17 protein-coding genes are annotated in these 20,963 nt (G+C 65.0%); 6 read left to right on the top strand and 11 right to left on the bottom strand.

The annotated features are described in order from the left end of the window. Window positions 1–11 precede the first annotated feature (11 nt). Window positions 12–1,208, top strand: coding sequence for an acyl-CoA dehydrogenase family protein (locus KCX70_RS22095; RefSeq protein ID WP_212618844.1), 1,197 nt, complete (start codon window positions 12–14; stop codon window positions 1,206–1,208). 12 nt (window positions 1,209–1,220) lie between these two features. Further along, a complete protein-coding gene (locus tag KCX70_RS22090; RefSeq protein ID WP_212618843.1) occupies window positions 1,221–2,363 on the top strand; it encodes an acyl-CoA dehydrogenase family protein in 1,143 nt (380 codons plus the stop codon). A 409-nt stretch (window positions 2,364–2,772) separates the two neighbouring features. Here the strand turns inward: KCX70_RS22090 and KCX70_RS22085 are convergent, their stop codons facing one another. Then, a complete protein-coding gene (locus KCX70_RS22085) occupies window positions 2,773–3,687 on the bottom strand; it encodes an alpha/beta fold hydrolase (protein ID WP_212618842.1) in 915 nt (304 codons plus the stop codon). 100 nt (window positions 3,688–3,787) lie between these two features. Here KCX70_RS22085 and KCX70_RS22080 point away from each other — a divergent pair, with 100 nt between their 5' ends. Beyond that, window positions 3,788–4,369 carry a TetR/AcrR family transcriptional regulator gene (locus KCX70_RS22080; protein WP_102852681.1) on the top strand — a complete coding sequence of 194 codons (582 nt, stop codon included), beginning with the start codon at window positions 3,788–3,790 and terminating at the stop codon, window positions 4,367–4,369. Window positions 4,370–4,456: 87 nt separating this feature from the next. On the opposite strand, the gene KCX70_RS22075 is transcribed toward KCX70_RS22080, so the two are convergent. Further along, the gene (locus KCX70_RS22075) at window positions 4,457–5,242 is read right to left on the bottom strand and encodes an IclR family transcriptional regulator (protein ID WP_392604265.1); all 786 of its coding nucleotides are present in this window, start codon (window positions 5,240–5,242) and stop codon (window positions 4,457–4,459) included. Window positions 5,243–5,844: 602 nt separating this feature from the next. Between KCX70_RS22075 and rpmB the strand changes: the two genes are divergently transcribed. After that, complete coding sequence (gene rpmB, locus KCX70_RS22070; protein WP_019339373.1) at window positions 5,845–6,081, top strand: 50S ribosomal protein L28; 237 nt, start codon at window positions 5,845–5,847, stop codon at window positions 6,079–6,081. Between the two features lie 11 nt (window positions 6,082–6,092). Then, the gene (gene rpmG / locus KCX70_RS22065) at window positions 6,093–6,248 is read left to right on the top strand and encodes a 50S ribosomal protein L33 (protein ID WP_014854577.1); all 156 of its coding nucleotides are present in this window, start codon (window positions 6,093–6,095) and stop codon (window positions 6,246–6,248) included. Between the two features lie 61 nt (window positions 6,249–6,309). Here rpmG and KCX70_RS22060 read toward each other — a convergent pair whose 3' ends face one another. After that, window positions 6,310–7,620, bottom strand: a complete 1,311-nt coding sequence (locus KCX70_RS22060) for an aspartate aminotransferase family protein (RefSeq protein WP_212618841.1) — start codon at window positions 7,618–7,620, stop codon at window positions 6,310–6,312. A 203-nt stretch (window positions 7,621–7,823) separates the two neighbouring features. On the opposite strand from KCX70_RS22060, the gene KCX70_RS22055 reads away from it, so the two are divergent. Further along, the gene (locus KCX70_RS22055; protein WP_021206926.1) at window positions 7,824–9,317 is read left to right on the top strand and encodes an aldehyde dehydrogenase; all 1,494 of its coding nucleotides are present in this window, start codon (window positions 7,824–7,826) and stop codon (window positions 9,315–9,317) included. A 157-nt stretch (window positions 9,318–9,474) separates the two neighbouring features. Here the strand turns inward: KCX70_RS22055 and KCX70_RS22050 are convergent, their stop codons facing one another. The 8 genes from KCX70_RS22050 to KCX70_RS22015 form a co-directional block, all read right to left on the bottom strand. Then, window positions 9,475–10,875, bottom strand: coding sequence for a glycosyltransferase family 2 protein (locus KCX70_RS22050; RefSeq protein ID WP_021206927.1), 1,401 nt, complete (start codon window positions 10,873–10,875; stop codon window positions 9,475–9,477). Continuing rightward, window positions 10,872–11,990 (bottom strand): HEAT repeat domain-containing protein, encoded by a 1,119-nt coding sequence (locus KCX70_RS22045; RefSeq protein ID WP_212618840.1) that lies wholly within the window; start codon window positions 11,988–11,990, stop codon window positions 10,872–10,874. Before KCX70_RS22045 ends, KCX70_RS22050 begins: the two co-directional genes overlap by 4 nt. Then, window positions 11,980–13,119, bottom strand: a complete 1,140-nt coding sequence (locus tag KCX70_RS22040; protein WP_212618839.1) for a YaiO family outer membrane beta-barrel protein — start codon at window positions 13,117–13,119, stop codon at window positions 11,980–11,982. Before KCX70_RS22040 ends, KCX70_RS22045 begins: the two co-directional genes overlap by 11 nt. After that, window positions 13,116–13,505 (bottom strand): response regulator transcription factor, encoded by a 390-nt coding sequence (locus KCX70_RS22035; RefSeq protein WP_021206930.1) that lies wholly within the window; start codon window positions 13,503–13,505, stop codon window positions 13,116–13,118. The genes KCX70_RS22040 and KCX70_RS22035 overlap by 4 nt, the downstream gene beginning before the upstream one ends. After that, window positions 13,502–16,369 carry an ATP-binding protein gene (locus tag KCX70_RS22030; protein WP_212618838.1) on the bottom strand — a complete coding sequence of 956 codons (2,868 nt, stop codon included), beginning with the start codon at window positions 16,367–16,369 and terminating at the stop codon, window positions 13,502–13,504. The genes KCX70_RS22035 and KCX70_RS22030 overlap by 4 nt, the downstream gene beginning before the upstream one ends. Window positions 16,370–16,519: 150 nt before the next feature. Continuing rightward, window positions 16,520–18,160 (bottom strand): diguanylate cyclase, encoded by a 1,641-nt coding sequence (locus tag KCX70_RS22025; protein ID WP_212618837.1) that lies wholly within the window; start codon window positions 18,158–18,160, stop codon window positions 16,520–16,522. Next, window positions 18,153–18,542, bottom strand: a complete 390-nt coding sequence (locus tag KCX70_RS22020; RefSeq protein ID WP_021206933.1) for a response regulator — start codon at window positions 18,540–18,542, stop codon at window positions 18,153–18,155. The genes KCX70_RS22025 and KCX70_RS22020 overlap by 8 nt, the downstream gene beginning before the upstream one ends. Then, window positions 18,539–20,941, bottom strand: coding sequence for a PAS domain S-box protein (locus tag KCX70_RS22015; RefSeq protein ID WP_212618836.1), 2,403 nt, complete (start codon window positions 20,939–20,941; stop codon window positions 18,539–18,541). The genes KCX70_RS22020 and KCX70_RS22015 overlap by 4 nt, the downstream gene beginning before the upstream one ends. Window positions 20,942–20,963 lie beyond the last annotated feature (22 nt).

The raw sequence follows: 20,963 nt of genomic DNA, 5'->3' as shown, positions 1-20,963 counted from the left end.
AGGATCCATCCATGAACGTCAACTACACGGCCGAAGAGCTCGCCTTCCGCGATGAAGTGCGCGCCTTCCTCACCAACGAGCTGCCCGCGGACATCGCCGCCAAGGTCAAGCTCGGCAAGCACATGTCCAAGGAAGACCACCAGCGCTGGCAGCAGATCCTGGTCAAGCGCGGCTGGTACGCGCCGGGTTGGCCGGTGGAGCTGGGCGGCACCACCTGGGGCCCGGTCGAGAAGCACATCTTCGACGAGGAATGCGCCGCCTTTGGCGCGCCGCGCAGCGTGCCCTTCGGCGTCAACATGGTCGCCCCGGTGATCATCAAGTTCGGCACCCAGCAGCAGAAGGACTATTACCTGCCGCGCATCCTTTCCGGTGAAGACTGGTGGTGCCAGGGCTATTCCGAGCCGGGCGCCGGCTCCGACCTGGCCAGCCTGAAGACCCGCGCCGTGCGTGACGGCGACCACTATGTGGTCAACGGCCAGAAGACCTGGACCACGTTGGGCCAGCACGCCAACATGATTTTCTGCCTGGTGCGTACCGACCCTGAAGCCCAGCAGCAGCGCGGCATCAGCTTCCTGTTGATCGACATGAGCACGCCGGGCATCAGCGTGCGGCCGATCATCACCCTGGACGGCGACCACGAGGTCAACGAAGTCTTCTTCGACAACGTCCGCGTACCGGTGGAAAACCTCGTCGGCGAGGAAAACCAGGGCTGGACCTGCGCCAAGTACCTGCTGACCCACGAGCGCACCGGCCTGGCCGGCATCGGCGCCTCCAAGGCGGCGCTGGCGCACCTCAAGCGCATCGCCATGAAGGAAGTCTGCGACGGCAAGCCGATGCTCGAAGACCCGCTGTTCCGCGCCCAGGTCGCGGAGGTGGAAATGCAGCTGATGGCCATCGAGATGAGCACCCTGCGCATCCTCGCCGCGGCGAAGGAGGGCGGCGTGCCCGGTGCCGAGTCCTCGATCCTCAAGGTCAAGGGCACCGAAATCCGCCAGGCCATCACCAGCCTGCTGCGCAAGGTGATCGGCCCCTACGCGCTGCCGTTCCTCGAAGAAGAACTGCAACTGGACTACGACGGCCAGCTCTTGCACGCCGACTACAGCGCGTCGCTGGCCGGTGATTACTTCAACATGCGCAAGCTGTCGATCTTCGGCGGCTCCAACGAAATCCAGAAGAACATCGTCTCGAAGATGATTCTCGAGCTGTAAGGGGGCACCGCAATGGACTTCAAACTGACTGAAGAGCAGCAAATGCTGCAAGACACCGCGGCGCGTCTGGTGCGCGACGCCTACCCGTTCGAGCAGCGCGAGAAATTCAGCGAGTCGGAGCTGGGCTTTTCCGCCGAGTTCTGGGCGCAGCTGGGCGAGCTGGGCCTGACCGCCGTGCCGTTCTCCGAAGAAATTGGCGGCTTTGGCGGCGGCGGTGTGGAAACCATGCTGGTGATGACCGAGCTGGGGCGCGGCCTGACGCTGGAGCCTTACCTGCAATCGGTGATCTTCGGCGGCGGGTTGCTCAATCAGCTGGGCAGCGACGCGCATAAAGAAGATCTGCTGCCCCAGGTGGCGGCCGGTTCGCTGCAGCTGGCGGTCGCGCTCGACGAGCCACAGAGCCATTACAACCTCAACGACGTGCAGACCAAAGCCGAGGCGGTGGACGGCGGCTATCGTCTTTCTGGTCGCAAGGCTGTGGTGATTGGCGGGCACAGCGCCGGGAAGATCATCATCTCCGCGCGTACTGCCGGTAACAGCCGCGACGAGGCCGGCATCAGCCTGTTCCTTATCGATCCGAGTGCTCAGGGCGTGAGCCGTCGCGTGTACCCGACCATCGATGGGCGCAAGGGCTGCGAGCTGTTCCTCGACGACGTGCAGGTCGGCGCCGATGCGCTGCTCGGCGAAGTCGGCAACGCGCTCCCGGCGCTGCGTTATCAGCAGGGCCGCGCCATCGCCGCGCAGTGTGCCGATGCGCTGGGCAGCATGGATGAAGCCTGCAAGCTGACCCTGGACTACCTGAAGACGCGCAAGCAGTTCGGCGTGCCGATCGGCAAGTTCCAGGTCCTGCAGCATCGCATGGTGGACATGCAGACCGAGCTGGAACAGGCCACCAGCATGGCGATCCTCGCCGCCACCTTTGCCGATGGTGAAGACAACGACGACCGCCGCCGCATCATCGCCGCCGCCAAATACATCTGCGCCCGCGCTGCGCGCAAGGTGGCCGAGGAGGCGATCCAGCTGCACGGCGGCATCGGCATGACGTGGGAATACAACCTCGCCCACCACGCCAAGCGCCTGGTGATGATCGCCCACCAGTTCGGTGACGATGACCACCACCTGAAGGCGTACGCGAAGTTGATGCAGGTGGCGTGATCGCCTGACCGCAGCACAGCAACCGGGCCCATGGCCCGGTTTTGCTTTCCTGACATCTCCGCACCGCCAGCGCTGCTGCCCCACATGCCGCCGCGTATAGGCCTCGCTCCTGTAGGAGCGAGCGCTGCTCGCGAAAAGGGCCCAGGATGGTCGAGCCACTAGGGCAGCCTTGCGTTCCCGCGGTCCTGCGTTCCGCTAACTTACCGGCGCTCGAGAGCAGTCGGCTGGTTACGGCTTGTCTGCTCCAGCTCCGCAGCTCGGTAGGGTGGATGTCGCCTTTTACATCCACTCGGCTGGATCGAGGGCGCGTTGCTGCGGTGGATCGGTGGAGCGTGATCCACCCTACGATGTCGGCGTGACGCAGGGCGGATATCGCGGTTCACTTGAATGTTGCGGATGGCCAAAGCGGTTATGTCGCCGTTGCCAGCGCAGCCGCCTGATCCTTGTGGTCCTGCTCCAGCTCCTGCTCCAGCTCCGGCAGCAGGTGTTCCGACCAGAGCGTTGGCTTGAACGCATCGCGGAAGAAGCCGAAATGGCCGATGCGATCGGCGCCGACTTCGCTAGGCGTAATCCGGCGCATGGTCTTTGGCGCGCTGGTATAGAAGCCGTGCAGCGATTCGGTGTTGCGTGCCGACATCATTTCGTCATCGCTGAACGAGAGCGACGTCAGCGGCGTGCGGACCGCGGCGAAGGCCTGGCGTATCGGCTCGCCTTCAACACCGACCAGATAGTCGGGATGCAGGCACCAGCGCCGCCATTGGCGAATGACGCCGGCTGGCAGATCGCCAACGGCGCCGATGCGATCCCCCGGGAAGTACCCGGCGATGGCTGTGAGCGTCGGCGCCAGGCCGTGCCAGAGCAGCCATGCCTTGCGCCGGATCTGCGGGCTGTTCTCGCGCCAGTAGCCGCTGCCCGCGGCGATGGTGACGATTCTCGTAAGCCGCTGATGACCTTCCACCAGCGGCAGGATCTGCGCACCGACACTGTGGCCGACCCAGTAGATCGGCAGCTCACCAGCAGCGTTACCTACCGCCGCGAGCACCGCACTGCAGTCGTGGCGGGCCCAGTCGAGGATATCCACCTGAAGCTGGCGCAGCGGAATGCGGCGGGAACGGCCCATGCCGAGGTAGTCGAAGGTGACGACCAGATAGCCACGAGTAGCCAGCCAGGTGGCGAACGCGGCGTAGAAGCGTTGCTTGACGCCCATAGCCGGTGCGATCAGCACAGCACCACGCGGCGCGGCGTTCGGTTGGTACCAGTAACTGGAAATCAAGTGGCCGTTGCCGTTGTCGATCGAGCGCTCTTCTGCCTGTATCGTCGCCATCTTGTTGTTCTCCGCTCTTTTGGGTTTGTCGCGAGCAATGCAGTATACGAACAGCAGAAGATAATTCTAGAAAATTATTCTAGTTCGCCTTGGAGGTTGGATGGCCCGCAGTAGCCGTAAACAGGAAATCCTGCAGGCCGCGCTCGCCTGTTTCACCGAGTTTGGGGTCGAGGCGACCACCATCGAGATGATTCGCGACCGCTCCGGCGCCAGCATCGGCAGCCTCTACCACCACTTCGGCAACCGCGAGCGGATCATTGCGGCGCTGTATCTGGAAGGTATCGGCGAATACGCCGCGCTATTGGAGGGCGGGCTGATCGAGACGCTGGATGCCGAGGCGTGCGTGAAGCTGTTCGTGACCAGCTACATCGACTGGGTGGTGGCGAACCCCGACTGGGCGCGCTTCGTGCTGCACAACCGTGGCCGGGTCGAGGCCGGGGAGATGGGCGAGCGGCTGCGTGAGGTCAACCAGGCGCATGGCGAGCGGGTCAGCACGATCCTGCGGCGACACCGCGACAGCGGCGCCTTTCGACGAATGCCCGGCGACTGTTTCCTGGCCGTGGTGATCGGGCCCTGTCATGACATGGCCCGCAACTGGCTGGCCGGGCGCTCACGCACCGCGCTGGCCGATTGTCGCGAATTGCTTGCCGATATCGCCTGGGCGAGCGTCAGAGCGCAGTGACTGCGAGGGCTGGCCGTCAGCCTTGCGCTGAACGGTCGGCTTGAGCCAAGCGCATCTCGCTCCGGCCTGATCTCGCCGAGCGAGCGATCAGACGCCCAGGCTTTCGATATCGCGGGCAAGCATTTCCAGCTGGTGGGCCAGGGAGCCGCGTAGCGTTTCCTCGCTGAGCTGGAACGAGGGCGCGCCACAGGTCAGCGCCATGATGCTGCCGTCAGCCAGGTGCAGCGGTACCCCGGCTGCCTTGACGTTGCGGTCCCAGTCGCCGAGCGACAGGCAGAAGCCGTGCCGGCGGAATTCGTCGAAGGAGCCTTCCAGCGATTGCTTCATGGCGGGCCATTCATCGCCGTACTTGGCTTCCAGCGCGGCCATGAGGTGCTCACGCTCCTTTTCCGGAGTGGCGGCGAGAAAGGCACGGCCTGCGGAAGTCGTCGCCAATGGCAGGCGCACGCCGACATCCATGCGCAACGTCGAAACCTCGGCAGGCCGACAATTTTCTACGTAGATCATCGACAGGCGGTCGCGGCAGGTCAGGCCGACCGAGGTGTTGGTGCGCCGGGCGAACTCGTCCATATAGGGCTTGGCCAGCTGGCGAACGCGCAGATTGGAGACGTAGGCGTAACCCAGCGCCAGCACGCCGGAGTCGAGCTGATATTTTTCCAACTGCTGGGAATAGCTGAGGTAGCCAAGCTTGGTCAGGGTATAGGTCATGCGCGACACGGTGGGTTTGGGCAGCCCGGTGATCCGTGCGATGTCCTGATTGCCCATCACCACCGAACCGTGGGTAAAAGCGCGCAGCACGTCCAGCCCGCGAGACAGCGCCTCGACGAACTTGCGGTCTTTGGGGTTCTCGATGTCTTCAGCGTCGCTCATGATGGTGTCGGTCTTTCCGGTAGTGGGCAGCGGGCGCGAACGATAGCAGATCGCCTCGAGGCCGGCAGTACGGCCCCGGCAGGCGCTTGCAACCGTGGCGAGGGAAGGAAAGTCCTGCCCTGTGGTGGGAAACATTGTTTCATAGTAGTCGAAAAATCCAACGCTTAATTTCGCACAGTAAAATCGTGATTCGCTAGTTTGCGTCGGTGCGCGTTTGCAGTGTTTGGCTATTCATTACCGGAAGCGCCTGGAGCGGTCGGAGCCTGGTCGCTGGACGACGGTGCTCCTGGTGGCGTCGTCGGAAAGTTCGTTTCATCTATTCCGCAAACTTTTTAGCCGACGAACGGTAAAGTCGCGCAAAGGTGCCCCGGCGCGGTCTACCGGCGATCGACCGCAAGCGGTGCGCTCAGGGAAAAGTCACTCCGCGCTTGTTGCTCGGGGGGCTTTCTGATATAAAGCAGCGCTCTTTTCTAGGGGCCCGGTTTCTTCGCTTGCCGCGTAGCCGGTAAGACCCCAATGAAACGTGGCGCTGAGCGCCGAAAGACAAGTGAATTCAAGCGGCCAACCCATGCCGGGTTGGGCATGTGGTTTTAGAGGGCTGAGGCATGTCGAGAGTCTGTCAAGTTACCGGTAAGGGTCCGGTAACCGGGAACAACATTTCCCACGCGAACAACAAAACCCGTCGTCGTTTTCTGCCGAACCTGCAGCATCATCGCTTCTGGGTCGAGTCCGAAAACCGCTTCGTCCGTCTGCGCCTGACCGCCAAGGGCATGCGCGTCATCGACAAGCGCGGCATCGACGCCGTTCTGGCTGAACTCCGCGCTCGCGGCGAAAAGGTTTAAGGAGAACTATCATGCGTGACCTGATCCGTTTGGTGTCCAGCGCCGGTACCGGCCACTTCTACACCACCGACAAGAACAAGCGCACTACTCCCGACAAGATCGAAATCAAGAAGTACGATCCTGTCGTGCGTAAGCACGTGATCTACAAGGAAGCCAAGATCAAGTAATTGGTCGGCCCTTGAAGGAAAAACCCGCCTGTTGGCGGGTTTTTTCGTTTCTGGGCTCCGGTTAAGCGGCCTTGCGGATGGCGTCGGCGAGGCGCTCGATCATGGCGTCGATATGCTCGCGTTCGACGATCAGCGCCGGCGACAGGGCAATGGTATCGCCGCTGGCGCGCGCCAGCAGGCCGTCGGCGAAGCACTGGCGGAACACGTCGTAGCCACGTTTGCCGACGCCGTCGGCATGCGCCGCGAACTGAATACCGGCAACCAGGCCGACCGTGCGAATGTCCGTCACGTTCGGCAGCCCTTGCAGGCTGAACAGGGCGTCCTGCCAGTAGGCTTCGATCTCGATGCCTTTCTGGAACAGGTTTTCGCGCTGATAGATGTCCTGCGTAGCCAGCGCTGCGGCGCAGGCCACCGGATGACCGGAATAGGTGTAGCCGTGGAAGAACTCGATGGCGCTTTCCGGACCCTGCATGAAGGCCTCATGAATGCGTTCGTCGACGAACACCGCGCCCATCGGAATCGCGCCGTTGGTCAGCCCCTTGGCGCAGGTGAGGATATCCGGCGTGACGCCCCAGCGCTGCGCGGCGAAGGCCTCGCCGACACGGCCGAAGCCGGTGATCACCTCGTCGAAGATCAGCAGGATGCCGTGCTTGCGGGTGATCTCGCGCAGGCGTTGCAGATAACCCTGCGGCGGCAGAATCACACCGGCCGAGCCGGACATCGGCTCGACGATGACCGCCGCGATGTTCTCCGCGCCGTGCAGGGTGACGAGGCGCTCCAGTTCGTCGGCTTTTTCGGCGCCATGCTCCGGCAAGCCGCGGCTGAAGGCGTTGCGTTGCAGATCGAGCGTATGCGGCAGGTGGTCGACCCCGGGCAACAGCGCGCCAAACGCCTTGCGGTTGTTGGCCATGCCCCCCACCGAAATACCGCCGAAGCCGACGCCATGGTAGGCCAGCTCGCGACCGATGAGCCGGGTGCGACTGCCTTGGCCGATCGCCCGCTGATAGGCGAGGGCAATCTTCAGCGCGGTATCGGCCGACTCGGATCCCGAGTTGGTGAAGAACACCCGGTTCAGCCCGGCCGGGCTGATCTGCGCGAGCCGCTCGGCCAGCTCGAACGGCAGCGGGTGGCCCATCTGAAAGGTCGGCGCGAAGTCCAGCTGGGCGATCTGCCGGCTCACCGCTTCGGTGATCTCGCGCCTGCCGTGACCGGCGTTGCAGCACCACAACCCCGCGGTACCGTCGATCACCTGGCGCCCGTCGGTGTCTGTGTAATACATGCCCTCGGCACGCTCGAGCAGGCGCGGGTTGCCTTTGAACTGGCGGTTGGCGGTGAAAGGCATCCAGAAGTGTTCGACGGACTCGTGGGTCATGGCGCGCTCCGGCAGGGCTGTTTTGGCGGCTATGCTGGTACACGATGGTCTTCACGCGTGGCCAGCGGTTTCGGCGAGTCTATGTTTAATAAAACGAACAAAACAAGGTGGAAACCTGTCGCCGCGTAAAAAATATTGATAGGCCTGGCGCCCCTGGTTTAGGGTGCCTTTCTGATTAGTCGACTGTTTACCGAGGATTCTCCATGACCACCCTGACACTCGCCGATTGGCAACAGCGCGCCCGTGACCTGCGCATCGAAGGCAGGGCCTTCATCCAGGGCGAATACACCGCACCGAGCGCCGGCGCCAGCTTCGATTGCATCAGTCCGGTCGATGGCCGCGTGCTGGCGCAGGTGGCGAGCTGTGACGAGGCCGACGCCGATCGCGCCGTGATCAGTGCGCGCATGGCTTTCGAATCCGGTGCCTGGTCGCGCATGGCGCCGGCCAAGCGCAAGGCGACCATGATCCGCTTCGCCAACCTGATCCAGGCCAATGCCGAGGAACTGGCGCTGCTGGAAACCCTGGACATGGGCAAGCCGATCAGCGATTCGCTGAATATCGATATCCCGGGATCGGCCAATGCCCTGCGCTGGTCGGGCGAGGCGATCGACAAGATCTACGACGAGGTGGCCGCGACGCCGCACGATCAGCTGGGTCTGGTGACCCGCGAGCCGGTGGGTGTCGTGGCGGCCATCGTGCCCTGGAATTTCCCGCTGATGATGGCCTGCTGGAAACTCGGTCCGGCGTTGGCCACGGGTAACTCGGTGATACTCAAGCCGTCGGAGAAGTCGCCGCTCACGGCCATTCGCGTGGCGCAGCTGGCCATCGAGGCGGGCATTCCGGCAGGCGTGCTCAATGTGCTGCCGGGCTACGGGCATACCGTGGGCAAGGCGCTGGCGTTGCACATGGACGTCGACACGCTGGTCTTCACCGGCTCTACCCGCGTCGCCAAGCAATTGATGATCTATGCCGGCGAATCGAACATGAAGCGCGTCTGGCTGGAGGCGGGCGGCAAGAGCCCGAACATCGTCTTCGCCGATGCGCCGGATCTGCAGGCCGCAGCGCAGTCCGCGGCCAGCGCCATCGCCTTCAACCAGGGCGAGGTCTGTACCGCGGGCTCGCGGCTGCTGGTCGAGAGCTCGGTCAAGGAGCGCTTCCTGCCAATGGTGGTGGAGGCGCTCAAGGGCTGGAAGCCGGGCAACCCGCTGGACCCGGCGACCAACGTCGGTGCGCTGGTCGACACCCAGCAGCTCGACACCGTGCTCGGCTACATCGAAGCCGGTCGCAATGACGGCGCCCAGGTCCTGATCGGCGGCCAACGCACCATGCAGGACACCGGCGGGCTCTATGTCGAGCCGACCATCTTCGATGGTGTCAGCAACGCGATGAAGATCGCGCGGGAAGAGATCTTCGGCCCGGTGCTGTCGGTGATCACCTTCGACACGGCGGCCGAAGCGGTGGCCATCGCCAACGACACCCCGTACGGCCTCGCCGCTGCGGTGTGGACGGCGGATATTTCCAAGGCGCACCTGACGGCGAAGGCGCTGCGGGCGGGTAGCGTGTGGGTCAACCAATACGACGGTGGCGACATGACCGCGCCGTTTGGCGGCTTCAAGCAGTCGGGTAACGGTCGCGACAAGTCACTGCATGCCTTTGACAAGTACACCGAGCTGAAGGCGACCTGGATCAAGTTGTAAGAAACAGCTTGAAGCTTGACGCCGAAAGGAAAAGCTTCGGTAGGGTGGATGTCGCTTTTTACATCCACCGTGACACCTGCGTGCGGCTTCGATTCGAACGTAGGGTGGATCGGTGAAGCGTGATCCACCCTACGGTCGAGCCGCTTTTTTGGTTTCTCTACTGCCCCCACCGCCCGCTGCGGCGCATGGCGCCCCATTGGTGCTTGCGTCGGGAGAACCACTGCCAGAGCCCGCGGCAACGCCAGAGGGTATTCAGCTGGCGGTAGCCGAAATTTTCCAGCACGGCCATGAGAAACAGCCGCAGCATGTCGCGGCGGCGTTCGTAAACGCGGAACGACATGGTTTCCAGCAGCAGGCCATTGACCGACAGCAGGATGCCCATGCCGATGGCGACCAGCAGAAAGGCCGCCAGCGCGGCGTAGGACACCACGCCAAGGGCGAAGCCGCCGATCATGAAGCCGTAACCGATCAATTCGATCAGCGGCCCCAACCATTCGAACAGCGCCATGAATGGCCACGCCAGCCAGCCGGGGGCGCCGCCGCGAAAGCTGAAAGCCAGCCGCGCATGACGGCCCAGGCTTTCCGCCAACCCGCGTTGCCAGCGGCTGCGCTGGCGGCCGAGGGTGCCGATGTCTTCCGGGCATTCGGTCCAGCAGATCGGATCGGGTAGGTAGCGGATGCGGTAGGGAATGCGACGCTCACGGTGATGACGATGCAGCCGAACCACCAGTTCCATGTCCTCGCCGACGGTGTCGGTGCGATAGCCGCCTACGGCCATGACCCGCTCCTTGTCGAACAGGCCAAAGGCGCCGGAGATGATCAGCACCGCGTTCATCGGCGACCAGCCGAGACGACCGAAGAGAAACGCGCGCAGGTATTCGACGATCTGGAAGCGCGCCAACCAGTTGCTCGGCAGCCCGGCGCGGATCAGGAAGCCGCCGCGCACCTCCGAGCCATTGGCGATGCGCACCGTGCCGCCGGCGGCGATGGTGCGCTCATCTTCGAGAAAGGGCTGGACCACGCGCAACAGGCTGTCGCGCTGGAGGATGGAGTCGGCGTCGACGCCACAGAACAGACCGTGCCGTGCAGCGTTGATGCCGGCATTGAGGGCATCGGCCTTGCCGCCGTTGGCCTTGTCGATCACCCGCAGGTTGGCGTAGCGCCGCGAGCGGTAGATCGCCTGCACCGGCTGATGCGCGACCGCCTGGCGCAGCGGCTCGGGGTGCGGCACTAGCTCGAATTCCTCGATCAGCACCGTCAGCGTGTTGTCCTTCGAGCCATCGTTGATCACCACCACTTCGAATTCGGGGTACTGCAACTGCAGCATCGAGCGCACCGAGGTCCGGATCGTCGCCTCCTCGTTGAAGGCCGGCATCAGCACCGACACGGGCGGCTCCACGCCGAGGTAGGGCGCGATCTCGCCAGTTTCGGCGCGTCGACGGATATAGCCCATCAGGCTGACCATCGACAGCACGTTGAGCAGCAGGTACATGCCGTTGAGGAGCAGGAAATACAGGATGAAGCCCAGTTGCAGCCACCAGAGCCAGTCGATGTTCAACGTCTGACCTCCGCGATCGCACGGCGCAGTGCATCCTGGCCGTAGCGGTCCTCGACGCGCTCGAGCAGCCCTTGCAACCGCTCGGGCGTGGCGTTGGGAAGCGTTGCCAGGCTGTCCGCGGCCGCCTGCCGAACCCACCAGCTGGGGTCGCCCAGCAGCGGCAGGAACAACGCGGTGTCGTCGCTGCGCGCCTGCTTGTGCAACGCCCAGAGCGCGGCCAGCCGCACGTCGGCGTGGTCATGCTGCAGCGTGCGGATCAAGCGTTCACGGTCGCGCGGGTCGGCCAGTTCCTGCAAGCAGCGCAGCGCGACCTGCAGCTGCTCGGGCGCCACGTTTTCCTCCAGACGCGCACGCGCCCAGGGCGCCGCATGGCGGGGATCGCCGTAGACCAGCAAACTCACTAGCCGCTCGCGGCCTGGATCTTCGGAGCCGGTCAGGGCGATCAGCAGGGGCAGGGTAACGGCCTGTTCACCGGCCTGCTGGCACAGGCTGGCCAGGCGCGGCAAGGCCCAGTCGGGGCGCGTCACGGCGGCGGGCAGGATCAGTTGCATCGCACGCGGCGCATCCATGGCGATCAGCGTCTGGGCGGCGGCCAGTGAGACGATGGCGTTGCGGCTCAGCAGCAGGGCCTGCACCGCTTCCCAGTGCGCAGGATCGGCCAGATGCCGCAGGCAGGTCAGCCCGATCAGCTTGCCACGGCCCCGGCCGCGCAGCAGGGTTCGCGCCTGTCGATCCATGCCAAGCGCGACGAGTGCCTTGTTCATCCGCTCTCGTGCGGTCCCGCGCAATTGCAGTTGGGTACGGTTCCATTGCAGCAAGAACCACAGCTGGCGATTGGCAGGTAGCGTCGGCACCGGCTCGGGGAGTTGCTCGCCGAGGCTGCACAAGGCGAAGAATGGGCGCCACTGCTCGTTGAATTGCTGGCGGCGAATGGCCCGGCGCCGGGCGAACTCACCGAGCAACAGCACCTGCAGCATCACCAGCACGGTGAGGCCGCCCAGGCCAAGGGCGCAATACAGCGCCAGCTGCAGCATGCCGTCGTCCGGCCAGATCGCCAGCCAGGCGCTGCGGGGCGCTGTGCAAAGCCAGGCCGGACAGTTGAGTTCAGAAGGCATGCCGCAGCCCGAGTTGCAGCCAGCGGCGCGTGTAGTAATCGCCCTGGCGATGCTGGCCCACTTCCCAGCTCAGCGCCCAGCGACTGTCGAGCCAATGGCGGCCTTGCAAGCTGATGGCACGGACATCACTGGTGATCAGTTGCTGCTCCTCGACCGCCTCTTCTTCACCAACGGTCAGGCGTAGGCCGGCATAGCTGAGACCGGCGTAGTAGTAATCCAGTGCCAGGTCGTGTCCGATCGGCGTGCCGGCATTGGCCACGTCCGTCACGTTCAGGGTGTAACCGGCGCGCCACGAATTCCAGTAGCGCTCGCCACTGAGCGCCAGCCGGTCGACCCGCGTGGTTTCGTATTCGGTGCGCCTGACACTGACGGCGCCGAGAAAACCCGCCGGCAGGCGCCGTTGCAGGCGCACATCGGCATGCCACTCGGGCAGGAAATAAGGCGATGGCTGATACCCGACCTCCGGCTGCAAAATCCAGTTGTCATCGAGGGCGACGACCGCGCCCGCTTCGACGCCCTGGTCCCGCTCGCCGAAGCGTTGCTCATTCACCAGGGCGCCATACCAGCCGAGGCCTTCCGGTTGCGTCGACGCGTAATCCAGACGCTGGCTGCGCCAGTTGTCGAAGCCGCTGTCCAGCCAGTCCTGTCGGGCCGACAGCTCCAGCTCGTGACGGCGTTGCGTCGGTGCGATGGCGGCTGGGGCGGTTGCTGTTATCGGTGACGTCAACGCCGCGCGAGCCTGCTGCATCACCTGCTGGACCTGTGCGTAGTCCGGTGCCAGCGTCGCGGCCCGCTCGAGCGGGACCAGCGCTGCCTGTGGGCGGCCGGTCCAGAGCAACGCCTGGCCTTGACCCAGCAGGTAGTCGGCATTGTCCGGTTCGCGTTGCAGCAACTGCTCGTACAGGGGCAGCGCCTGCTCGGGCACGCCCCGCCAGGCGCGAACACGTGCCAGCAGGAACGTCGCTTCATTGTCGTCAGGCTGTTGGGCAAGGTGGGCTTCGAGCGTCGCCTCGGCGGCGTCGAGCTGTTGTGCATCGACCTGACGCTGCGCGGTGGCCAGATCGGCGTGCACCAGCGTCGGCGCGAGAAGGGTGGGCAGCGCCAGGGCCAGCGCGCGCAGCCAGCTCATCGAGCCTTCCTCAACAGGCGGCGGATACGCGCCAGCAATTCCTCCGGCTGGAAGGGCTTGGTCACGTAATCGTCGGCGCCCAATTCCAGCGCCCGGACGATGTCCACCTCGCGCGCCTTGGCGGTGAGCATCAGCACCGGCACGCTTTCCCAACCCGGTTGCGCGCGCAGACGTTCGATCAGCTCCAGGCCATCGTGGTAGGGCAGCATGATGTCCATCAGCGTCAGGTCCGGCGGGTTGCCAGTGCTGAGTCTTTCCAGCGCCTGGCGGCCATCGGCGGCGTGCTCGACGCTGAATCCGTGGCGTTCGAGCATGAAACGGATAAGGAAGGCGATGTCCTCTTCGTCCTCTACCATCAGGATTCGCTGGCTCGCGGAAACACTCATGCGTTGACCTCTTCGGAATCTCGGGTGTGGCCAGGTGGCCAGTGTTGCAGCAGCTGCTGGATCAGGGCAGCCAGTTCGCGGCCGTTGTGCCGGGACTTGACCAGTTGGCGCAAGGCCAGGCGGCTGTCGTGCACCGGCGCGTCCAACGCGGAAAAGATGATCACCGGCGGCGGGGGCTCGCGTCGGGCCAGTTCGTCGAACAGTTCGCTGCCGTCTCCGTCGGGCAGCATCAGGTCGATGATTGCCAGGTCGAAGTGCTGTTGCTCGATCAGTGCGCGCGCTTCGGCCAGGTTGCCGGCGCCGTCCAGGTCGATCTGCAGCGGTGCGACCAGTCGCGCCAGCAGCGCCTGCAGGTCCTCGTCGTCCTCAACGTGGAGGATGCGCGGACGCGCGCCACGGCTGCCGATGCAGGCGCTCACCACGTCCATGACCCGTGATGGGTCGACCGGCTTGTGCAGCCAGTCGATCACCCCGACCGCACCCCCGCGCAGCGTGCCGTCGTCGTTGTCGCGGCGCTGCGGCTGCAGGCTGACGATGAGCACCGGCAGATGGCGAAAGGCGCTCTGGCTGCGCAGATTCTGCAGGAAGGCGATGCTGTCCTCGTCGCTTAGTACCGGGCTGAGGGTCAGCGCCTGGACGCTGAATTCGGCCAGCAACTCGCGCGCCGCCGCGGCGGTTTCGGCGACCAGGGTCTGGTAGCCCTGTTGCTGCAGCGCGCTGGCCAGCCGCTCGGCCGCCGCAGTGTCGGGTTCCAGTACCAGGATGCGCGCCCGCGAAGACTGTTGTGCCACGCCGGACTGCGCCACGGCTGCCGAGGCGTCGTCGGCCTGCTCGGGCGCCAGCGGTAACCGCAGCCAGAACCGCGCACCTCGACCTTCTTCGGACTCGAAGCCGATTAGCCCGTGCATCTGCTCCACCAGCGAACGGGTGATCGCCAGCCCGAGCCCGGTGCCGCCGCGCTTGCGCGCGTCGGAGGAGTCGGCCTGGGCGAAGCGCTCGAAGATCCGAGCGCGAAAGCTCTCCGGGATGCCCGGCCCCTGGTCCTGGACGCTGATCTCCAGGTTGTCTTCCTGATTGCGCAGGGCCACGCTGACGTTGCCGCCGGCGGGCGAATGCTTGATCGCATTGGACAGCAGGTTGGCCAGCACCTGGGCGAAACGGTCCGGATCGAGACTGACCTCGGTGCGCGTCGGGCCGTCCGGCGCGCACCATTCGAGGCGCACGCCGTGGTTATCGGCGTAGGGTTTGAGGTCTGCCAGGGCCTGCTCGGTCAGTAGCTGCGCATCGCTGCGCACGAAGTGGAACGGCAGGCGCCCGGCTTCGAGCTTCTCGATGTCGAGAATGTCGTTGATCAGCCGCACCAGGCGCTCGCTGTTCTTGTGCGCGATGTCCAGCAGGGGGCGTGCGCCGTCGTCAATTGCCCCGGCGACGCCGCCGACCAGCATGCCCAGCGCACCGCGGATGGCGGTCAGCGGCGTGCGCAGCTCATGGCTGACAGTGGAGATGAATTCGGTCTTCATCTGCTCCATGCGGCGGCGCGGAGACATGTCCACCGCGACGGTGACCACGTGGCAGGCGCCGTTGAGCATGACCATTGGCCGCTTGACCACTTGCAGCCAGCGCTCCTCGCCATGCGCGTCGACCAGGCCGATTTCATTGATGCGCAGCTCGCCGCCACCGCAGCGCAGCTCGCCCTCGCCCTGTAGCAGCGGAAACAGCCGCTCGGCGCCGGGGATTTCCTCGCTGCGGCGGCCCTCGATGGCCCGTGGCGGGCGGTCGAGCAGGGCGGCGAAGGCATTGTTGCAGAGCAGGAAGCGGCCCTGCTCGTCACGCACGAAGATGGCATTTTCATCGGTGTCGACGACCCGTCGCAGGAACATCTTCTGGTCCTGGAGGTTGTCGCGGCTGCGCTGCAGCTCGGTGACATCGCGGGCTATGGCCAAGTGGTCGCCCAGTCCGGTCGGCGCCAGGCGTACTTCGAAGGTACGGCGATGGTCCAGCTCGCACCAGGTGGTCTGGCTGCGTCGTTGCGCCTGGTCGGCCTGCTGCACCAGCTCGGCCAGCAGCGGTTCGATGGCCGCCGGCGCCGGCCCACGCTGATCGCTGGCCCGAGTCAGCGCCGAGACCTGCCGCTGGCTGTCGATTGCATAGAGGTCGTCCGGAATCGCCTGCAGCAGGGCGCCCAGCCGCGCTTGGCCGGCCTGCGCCTGTTGCGCCAGGGCCTGGCGGATCTGCAGGTTGCGGCGAATAGCCCAGAGTGCGGCGAGGAACAGTAGTGAGACCAGCAGGCTGCCGATCACCACCAGCCGGCGGCTGTGCGCAAGCGTATCGGCCACCGCGCGATTGGCCGCGGCCAGTTGCCGACGCTCATAGCCCTCGGCAGCACCCAGCAGCGCCCGCAGACGGTCCATGATTTCCTTGCCGCCGGACTGCTGCAGATGCTCGGCGGCCTCCAGCAGACCGAGGTCACGCCGCGCCTGGATATTGCCGGCGGCGATCACCAGGCGGTCGGCAATATTGCGGTCGAGCTGGGCAAACCAGCGTTGATCAGGAAAGGTGCGGCCGTCGAGCAGGGCCTGCAGCTCGCGGCGCCGCTGCTCGATGGCGCGCAGGCCGAATTCGTACGGCTCCAGGTAGGCCGGCTGGCCGGTGAGCACGAAACCCCGCGCACCGGTCTCGATGTCCTGTAGCGAGGACAGCATCGACTGGGTCGCGGTGATGATCTGCAGGCTGCGGCTGACCGACAGGTTGCTGTCCAGCACCGCTTGCTGGGTCTGCTTGCCCTGCCAGCCCAGGGCGACGAGCAGGATGAAGGCAATCAGCAAGGCGAACCAGTGCCAGTTGACCTGTGTTCTTGAAGGCAAACCGGTACTCCTTTCGCCGGTTGTCGGAATAGGCAACGGCCCTGCACGGCGAGGCGTGTCGGGTCGCGCAAGCGGCCATCGGTATGTCGCAGTGTAGTTGGAGTCTCCCGGCCAGCGACGGTTCGCTTGTTTATTCCGGGGTGCCGTTCGTCAGGACTGCACGGCGACCATCACCTGGTTGCGGCCTTGGTCCTTGGCCAGGTACAAGCCTTGGTCGGCGCGTTCGAGCAGCTCGCCGCCGCTGGCCTGGCCATCGGTCTGGCTGATCCCGGCGCTGAGCGACACGCTGAAGGCGCGTCCGCCGGCATGAAAGCTGAGCGCGGCGAAGTGCTCGCGGATTTCGTCGAAGATCCGCTTCGCCTGCTCGGCCGGGCAGTCGGGCAACACGGCGACGAATTCTTCGCCACCGTAGCGGCCGATGCTGTCGATGCGGCGCAGGCGCTGGCGCATCAGGTTGGCCAGTGCGCGGATGACGTTGTCGCCAGCGGCATGGCCGTAGCGGTCGTTGACCTGCTTGAAGTGATCCAGGTCGAGCATCACCACGCTCGCCGGATTGCCGCAGCGCAGCGAGCGTTCCACCTCGAGCGCCACCTGTTCCTTGATGTCGGCATGTTTGAGCAGGCCGGTAAGGCTGTCGCGTGACAGCGCCATGCTCAGCGCCCGGGCCCGCTGCACCTGGGAGAACACCGCGGCGGTCAGCGCACTGTCGCTGATCGGCTTGGTGATGAAATCGTCGCCGGCCTTGAGCAATGCGTCCATCTGCCGATTGATGTCGGTTTCGCCGGACAGATAGATGATGGTCACACGTAACCATTCATCATTCAGGCGAATCATCTGGGCAAGCTCGAGCCCGGTGAAATCGGGCATGTTCATGTCCAGGAGCACCACTTCCGGGTTGAATGCGCGCATGACCTCGAACAGCTGGCTGGGGTCGGTCAGGGTCTGCACGAGCATTTGAGAATTGCGCAACACCAGGCTGTAACGGCTGGCAAGATCGGCGTCGTCGTCGACGATCAGCACCCGATACGGCTCGCTCAGCTGCAGGTTGAGGCAGTTCTCGAGAGTGTTTTCCAGCTGCGTGACGTCCAGCGGTCGGGTGAAATAGCCCTTCGCGCCCGCCCGCACCGCGGCCAGCTGGCTGTCGAAGTCGGCCTGATGGCCGATCACCAGCAGCGGCAACGGTACCTCCAGGCTTTGCTGCAGCTCGCTCACCGCATCGAGCTCAGCGGCATGCTGGCTGACCACCAAGGCATCTGGCAACTGCCCTTGGACAGCTGTCTGTAGCAGCGCGATATCCGGAAAGAGCAGCATCTCGTAGCCGAAATTGCCCAACGTCCGGCACATCTCCTGTCCCGCTTCGATGTCGCTCTCGAGCAGGTAGATGCGGCAACTGGCCGGTCGGCTGTCGGCAACGGCCGAGGGCTCCGCCAGGGTCTGCTGGGGCTCACCGGCCTGGGTGGCAGAGGCCAGTTGCTGGACGGCCTGGATGAATTCGGAGAGTGCCTGGCCGCTGGGCCTGGCGGCTTCCAGCCAGCGCTCGGCTCGCTGCTCCAGCACCCGCGCCTGCTCACCGAGCGCGCTGAAACCGAATGTGCCGGCGCTACCGGCCAGGCGGTGCAGGCGCTCGTGCAGATCAAGCATCCGCTGTCGGCGCTGTTCCTGCTCGCGGGCACTGGACAAGCGCTCGGCACGTTGCCCGAGCTCGGCCAGTTCCGTGTCCAGGCGCTTGGCGAATTGCTCGTTCAACGCGTGCAGTTGGTCGTGCAGCGCCTGCTGGGTGCCGTCAGTCATGTTCGGCGTTCCATACATCTTCCAATTGTGCAGCCAGTTGTAGGGGGTTGAAGGGCTTGTGCAGCAGTTTACGGACACCGAGCCGGCGCAGCTCCTCGGGATCAGCCGCCTCGTCAGACTGGCCGGTCAACAGCACCACCGGTGTCTTGCGCAGGTCGATCAGGACGCTCATCTGGGCCAGCAGCTCCAGGCCGGTCATCTGCGGCAGCATCATGTCCAGCAGGATAAGGTCCGGTGCGAACGCCTGGACCTCGGCCAGCGCCGCCTGCCCGGACGCGCAGCTGAGCACCTCGTAGCCGCCGAGCTTTTCCAGCGCGATCCGGGTCACCACCTGGATGGAGGGGACGTCCTCGACATGCAGAACGCGCTGCAACCGCTTCATGGCAGCGGCTCGGACAGCTGGCGGCACGGCAGTTCGAACCAGAAGCAGGCACCTTGGCCGGGAATCGAATCGAAGCCGATCCGCCCGTTCATGTGCTCGATCAGCTCTTTGCTGATCGCCAGGCCGAGCCCGGTGCCGCCCTGCTGGCGCGTATCGGAGGCGTCCGCCTGGGCGAACTTGCTGAATATCCGCTGGCGAAACGCATCGGCAATGCCCGGGCCCTTGTCACGCACACTGACGCGCACCTTGTCACCGGCCACCGGCTCGGCCCATAGCGTCACCACCTCGCCAGAGGGTGAATACTTGGCGGCATTGGACAGCAGATTGCTCAGCACCTGCTCCAGACGCATGGTGTCGACCTCGATCGAAACGGCCGGACAATCGCCCAGCACGATGCTCACAGCGTAGCTTTCGGCGTAGCCCTGATTGCTGCGCAGGGCCTGTTCCAGCAACGGCAGCAGCGGCTGCCACTGCAGCTCGAAGCGCATCTTGCCGGCGTACAGCTTGTCGATGTCCAGCAGGTCATCGATCAGCGCGCTCAGGCGTTGGCTGTTCTGGTGGGCGATGTCCAGCAGCTCCTGCAGATGCTCGGGCACGTCGCCGATCACCCGACCGCAAATCAGCCCCAGCGACGCGGTGATGGAGGTCAGCGGCGTACGCAGTTCATGGCTGACGGTCGAGACGAAATCGCGCTGCAGATTCTCGACCTGCTTGCGATCGGTGATGTCGTGCATCACCGCCACCGCCCCGCTCTGCTGTCCGTTGGAGGCGTACATCGGGTCGGCATTGGCCAACACGTGGCGCGCGCTGCCCTGCAGCACGATGGCCATCTCCGCGTTGCGAATGTGCTCGCCGCGCAAGGCGCGCATCAGCGGGACCTCGTCGGGCGCCATGGGCGTCACGCCGTCGGCCTGATAGAGGTGGTAGACGTCCGGCCATTGTTCCGGGTCGAGCTTCTGCGCATCGAGCCCGTGCCAGCGGCGCGCGGTGTGATTGAACAGGGTCAGGTTGCCGTTGGCATCGCAGGCGACGACGGCTTCGGACAGGGCTTCGAGCAGGCGTCGATTCATTTCCTGCTGCTTGTCGAGCTCCAGCTGATCGGCCTTGCGTTCGGTGATGTCGGTTACCAGGCCGTGCCAGAGCACCGAGCCGTCGGCCTGGCACATCGGTGTGGCGCGTGCCTCGACCCAGATCGTGCCCTTGCGCGGGTGGTTGATCCGGTGCTCGAAGTGCCAGGGCGTCAAGGTCGAGGCGGCCTGGCGGATGCTCACCAATACGTGCTCGCGATCATCCGGATGCACCTGCCCGTAGATCGGTCCGATGCTATGGGCCATCTCGGCCGCGCTCAAGCCAAAGATCTCCTCGGCACCCTCGCTGAGGTAGGGAAACGAGCTGTTGCCGTCGGGCCGCCAGCAGAACTGGAACAGCATGCCCGGAACCTGCGCGGCGATCTGCTGCAGGCGCAGCTGCAGGCGCTCCTGATGCGCCAGGTCGTAGGCGCTGACGATGTAACCGCGCAGCAGCTCGCGCTCGTCATGTATGGCCGAGACGTTCAGCAGCACCGGTACGCTGCCGCCGTTGCGGTGTAGCAGTCGCCATTCGCGCATTTCGCGGCGCCCCTCGAGCAGCGGCGCGGTCAGCACGGCGAAGCCCGGCTCGACCGGTTCGCCCAGTTCGTCGGCGAGGATGCGCGCCCGGCGCGCCAGCGCGTCCGCAGGAAACAGCGTGGTGGTCAGCGGTTGGCCGATCAGCATCTGCTCGGGGTAGCCGAACAGGCGCTCGGCGGTCGGGTTGACGCCTGAAATACGGCCCTCGGCGGTGGTGACCAGCATCGCGCTCGCCGCGCTGTTTAGCAGCGCTTGTTGCATCGCCGCCTGCTCGGCGTAGCGGTGGGCCTGCAGGCGCTCCTCGAACAGCCGCATGATCTGCCGGCTCAGGCGTGCCAGTGCTCCGCGCTGGGCCTCGCTGAGCCGGCGCGGCTGACGATCGATCACGCAGAGGGTGCCCAGGTTGAAGCCATCCGGTGTGGTCAGCGGCGCGCCTGCGTAGAAGCGGATGTGCGGATCGCCAGTTACCAGCGGGTTGTTTCGAAAGCGCCGGTCCCGCTGAGCGTCTTCAACCTCGAAGACGCCAGAGCCTTCGATGGTATGTGTGCAAAACGAGATGTCACGCGGGGTTTCGCTGACGTCGAGGCCGACTCGGCTCTTGAACCACTGACGGTGATCATCGACCAGCGAGATCAGCGCGATCGGTGTGTCGCAGATATAGGCGGCCAGCTGGGCGAAATCATCGAAGGCCGATTCATCGGGCGTATCGAGGATCTCGTAGCGTAGCAGCGCAGCGAGACGGGACAGTTCGCGGGGAGGCGTGGGCGCCGCGGTCGACTTCGGTGGTTCCATCTGCGGACCTGTCTCGCTGGAT

The organism is Stutzerimonas stutzeri (genome assembly GCF_018138085.1).
GTDB classification, from domain to species: Bacteria; Pseudomonadota; Gammaproteobacteria; order Pseudomonadales; family Pseudomonadaceae; genus Stutzerimonas; species Stutzerimonas stutzeri_AI.
Note: the sequence above shows the minus strand (reverse complement) of the source record. Positions and strands in the feature narration are given on the sequence as shown.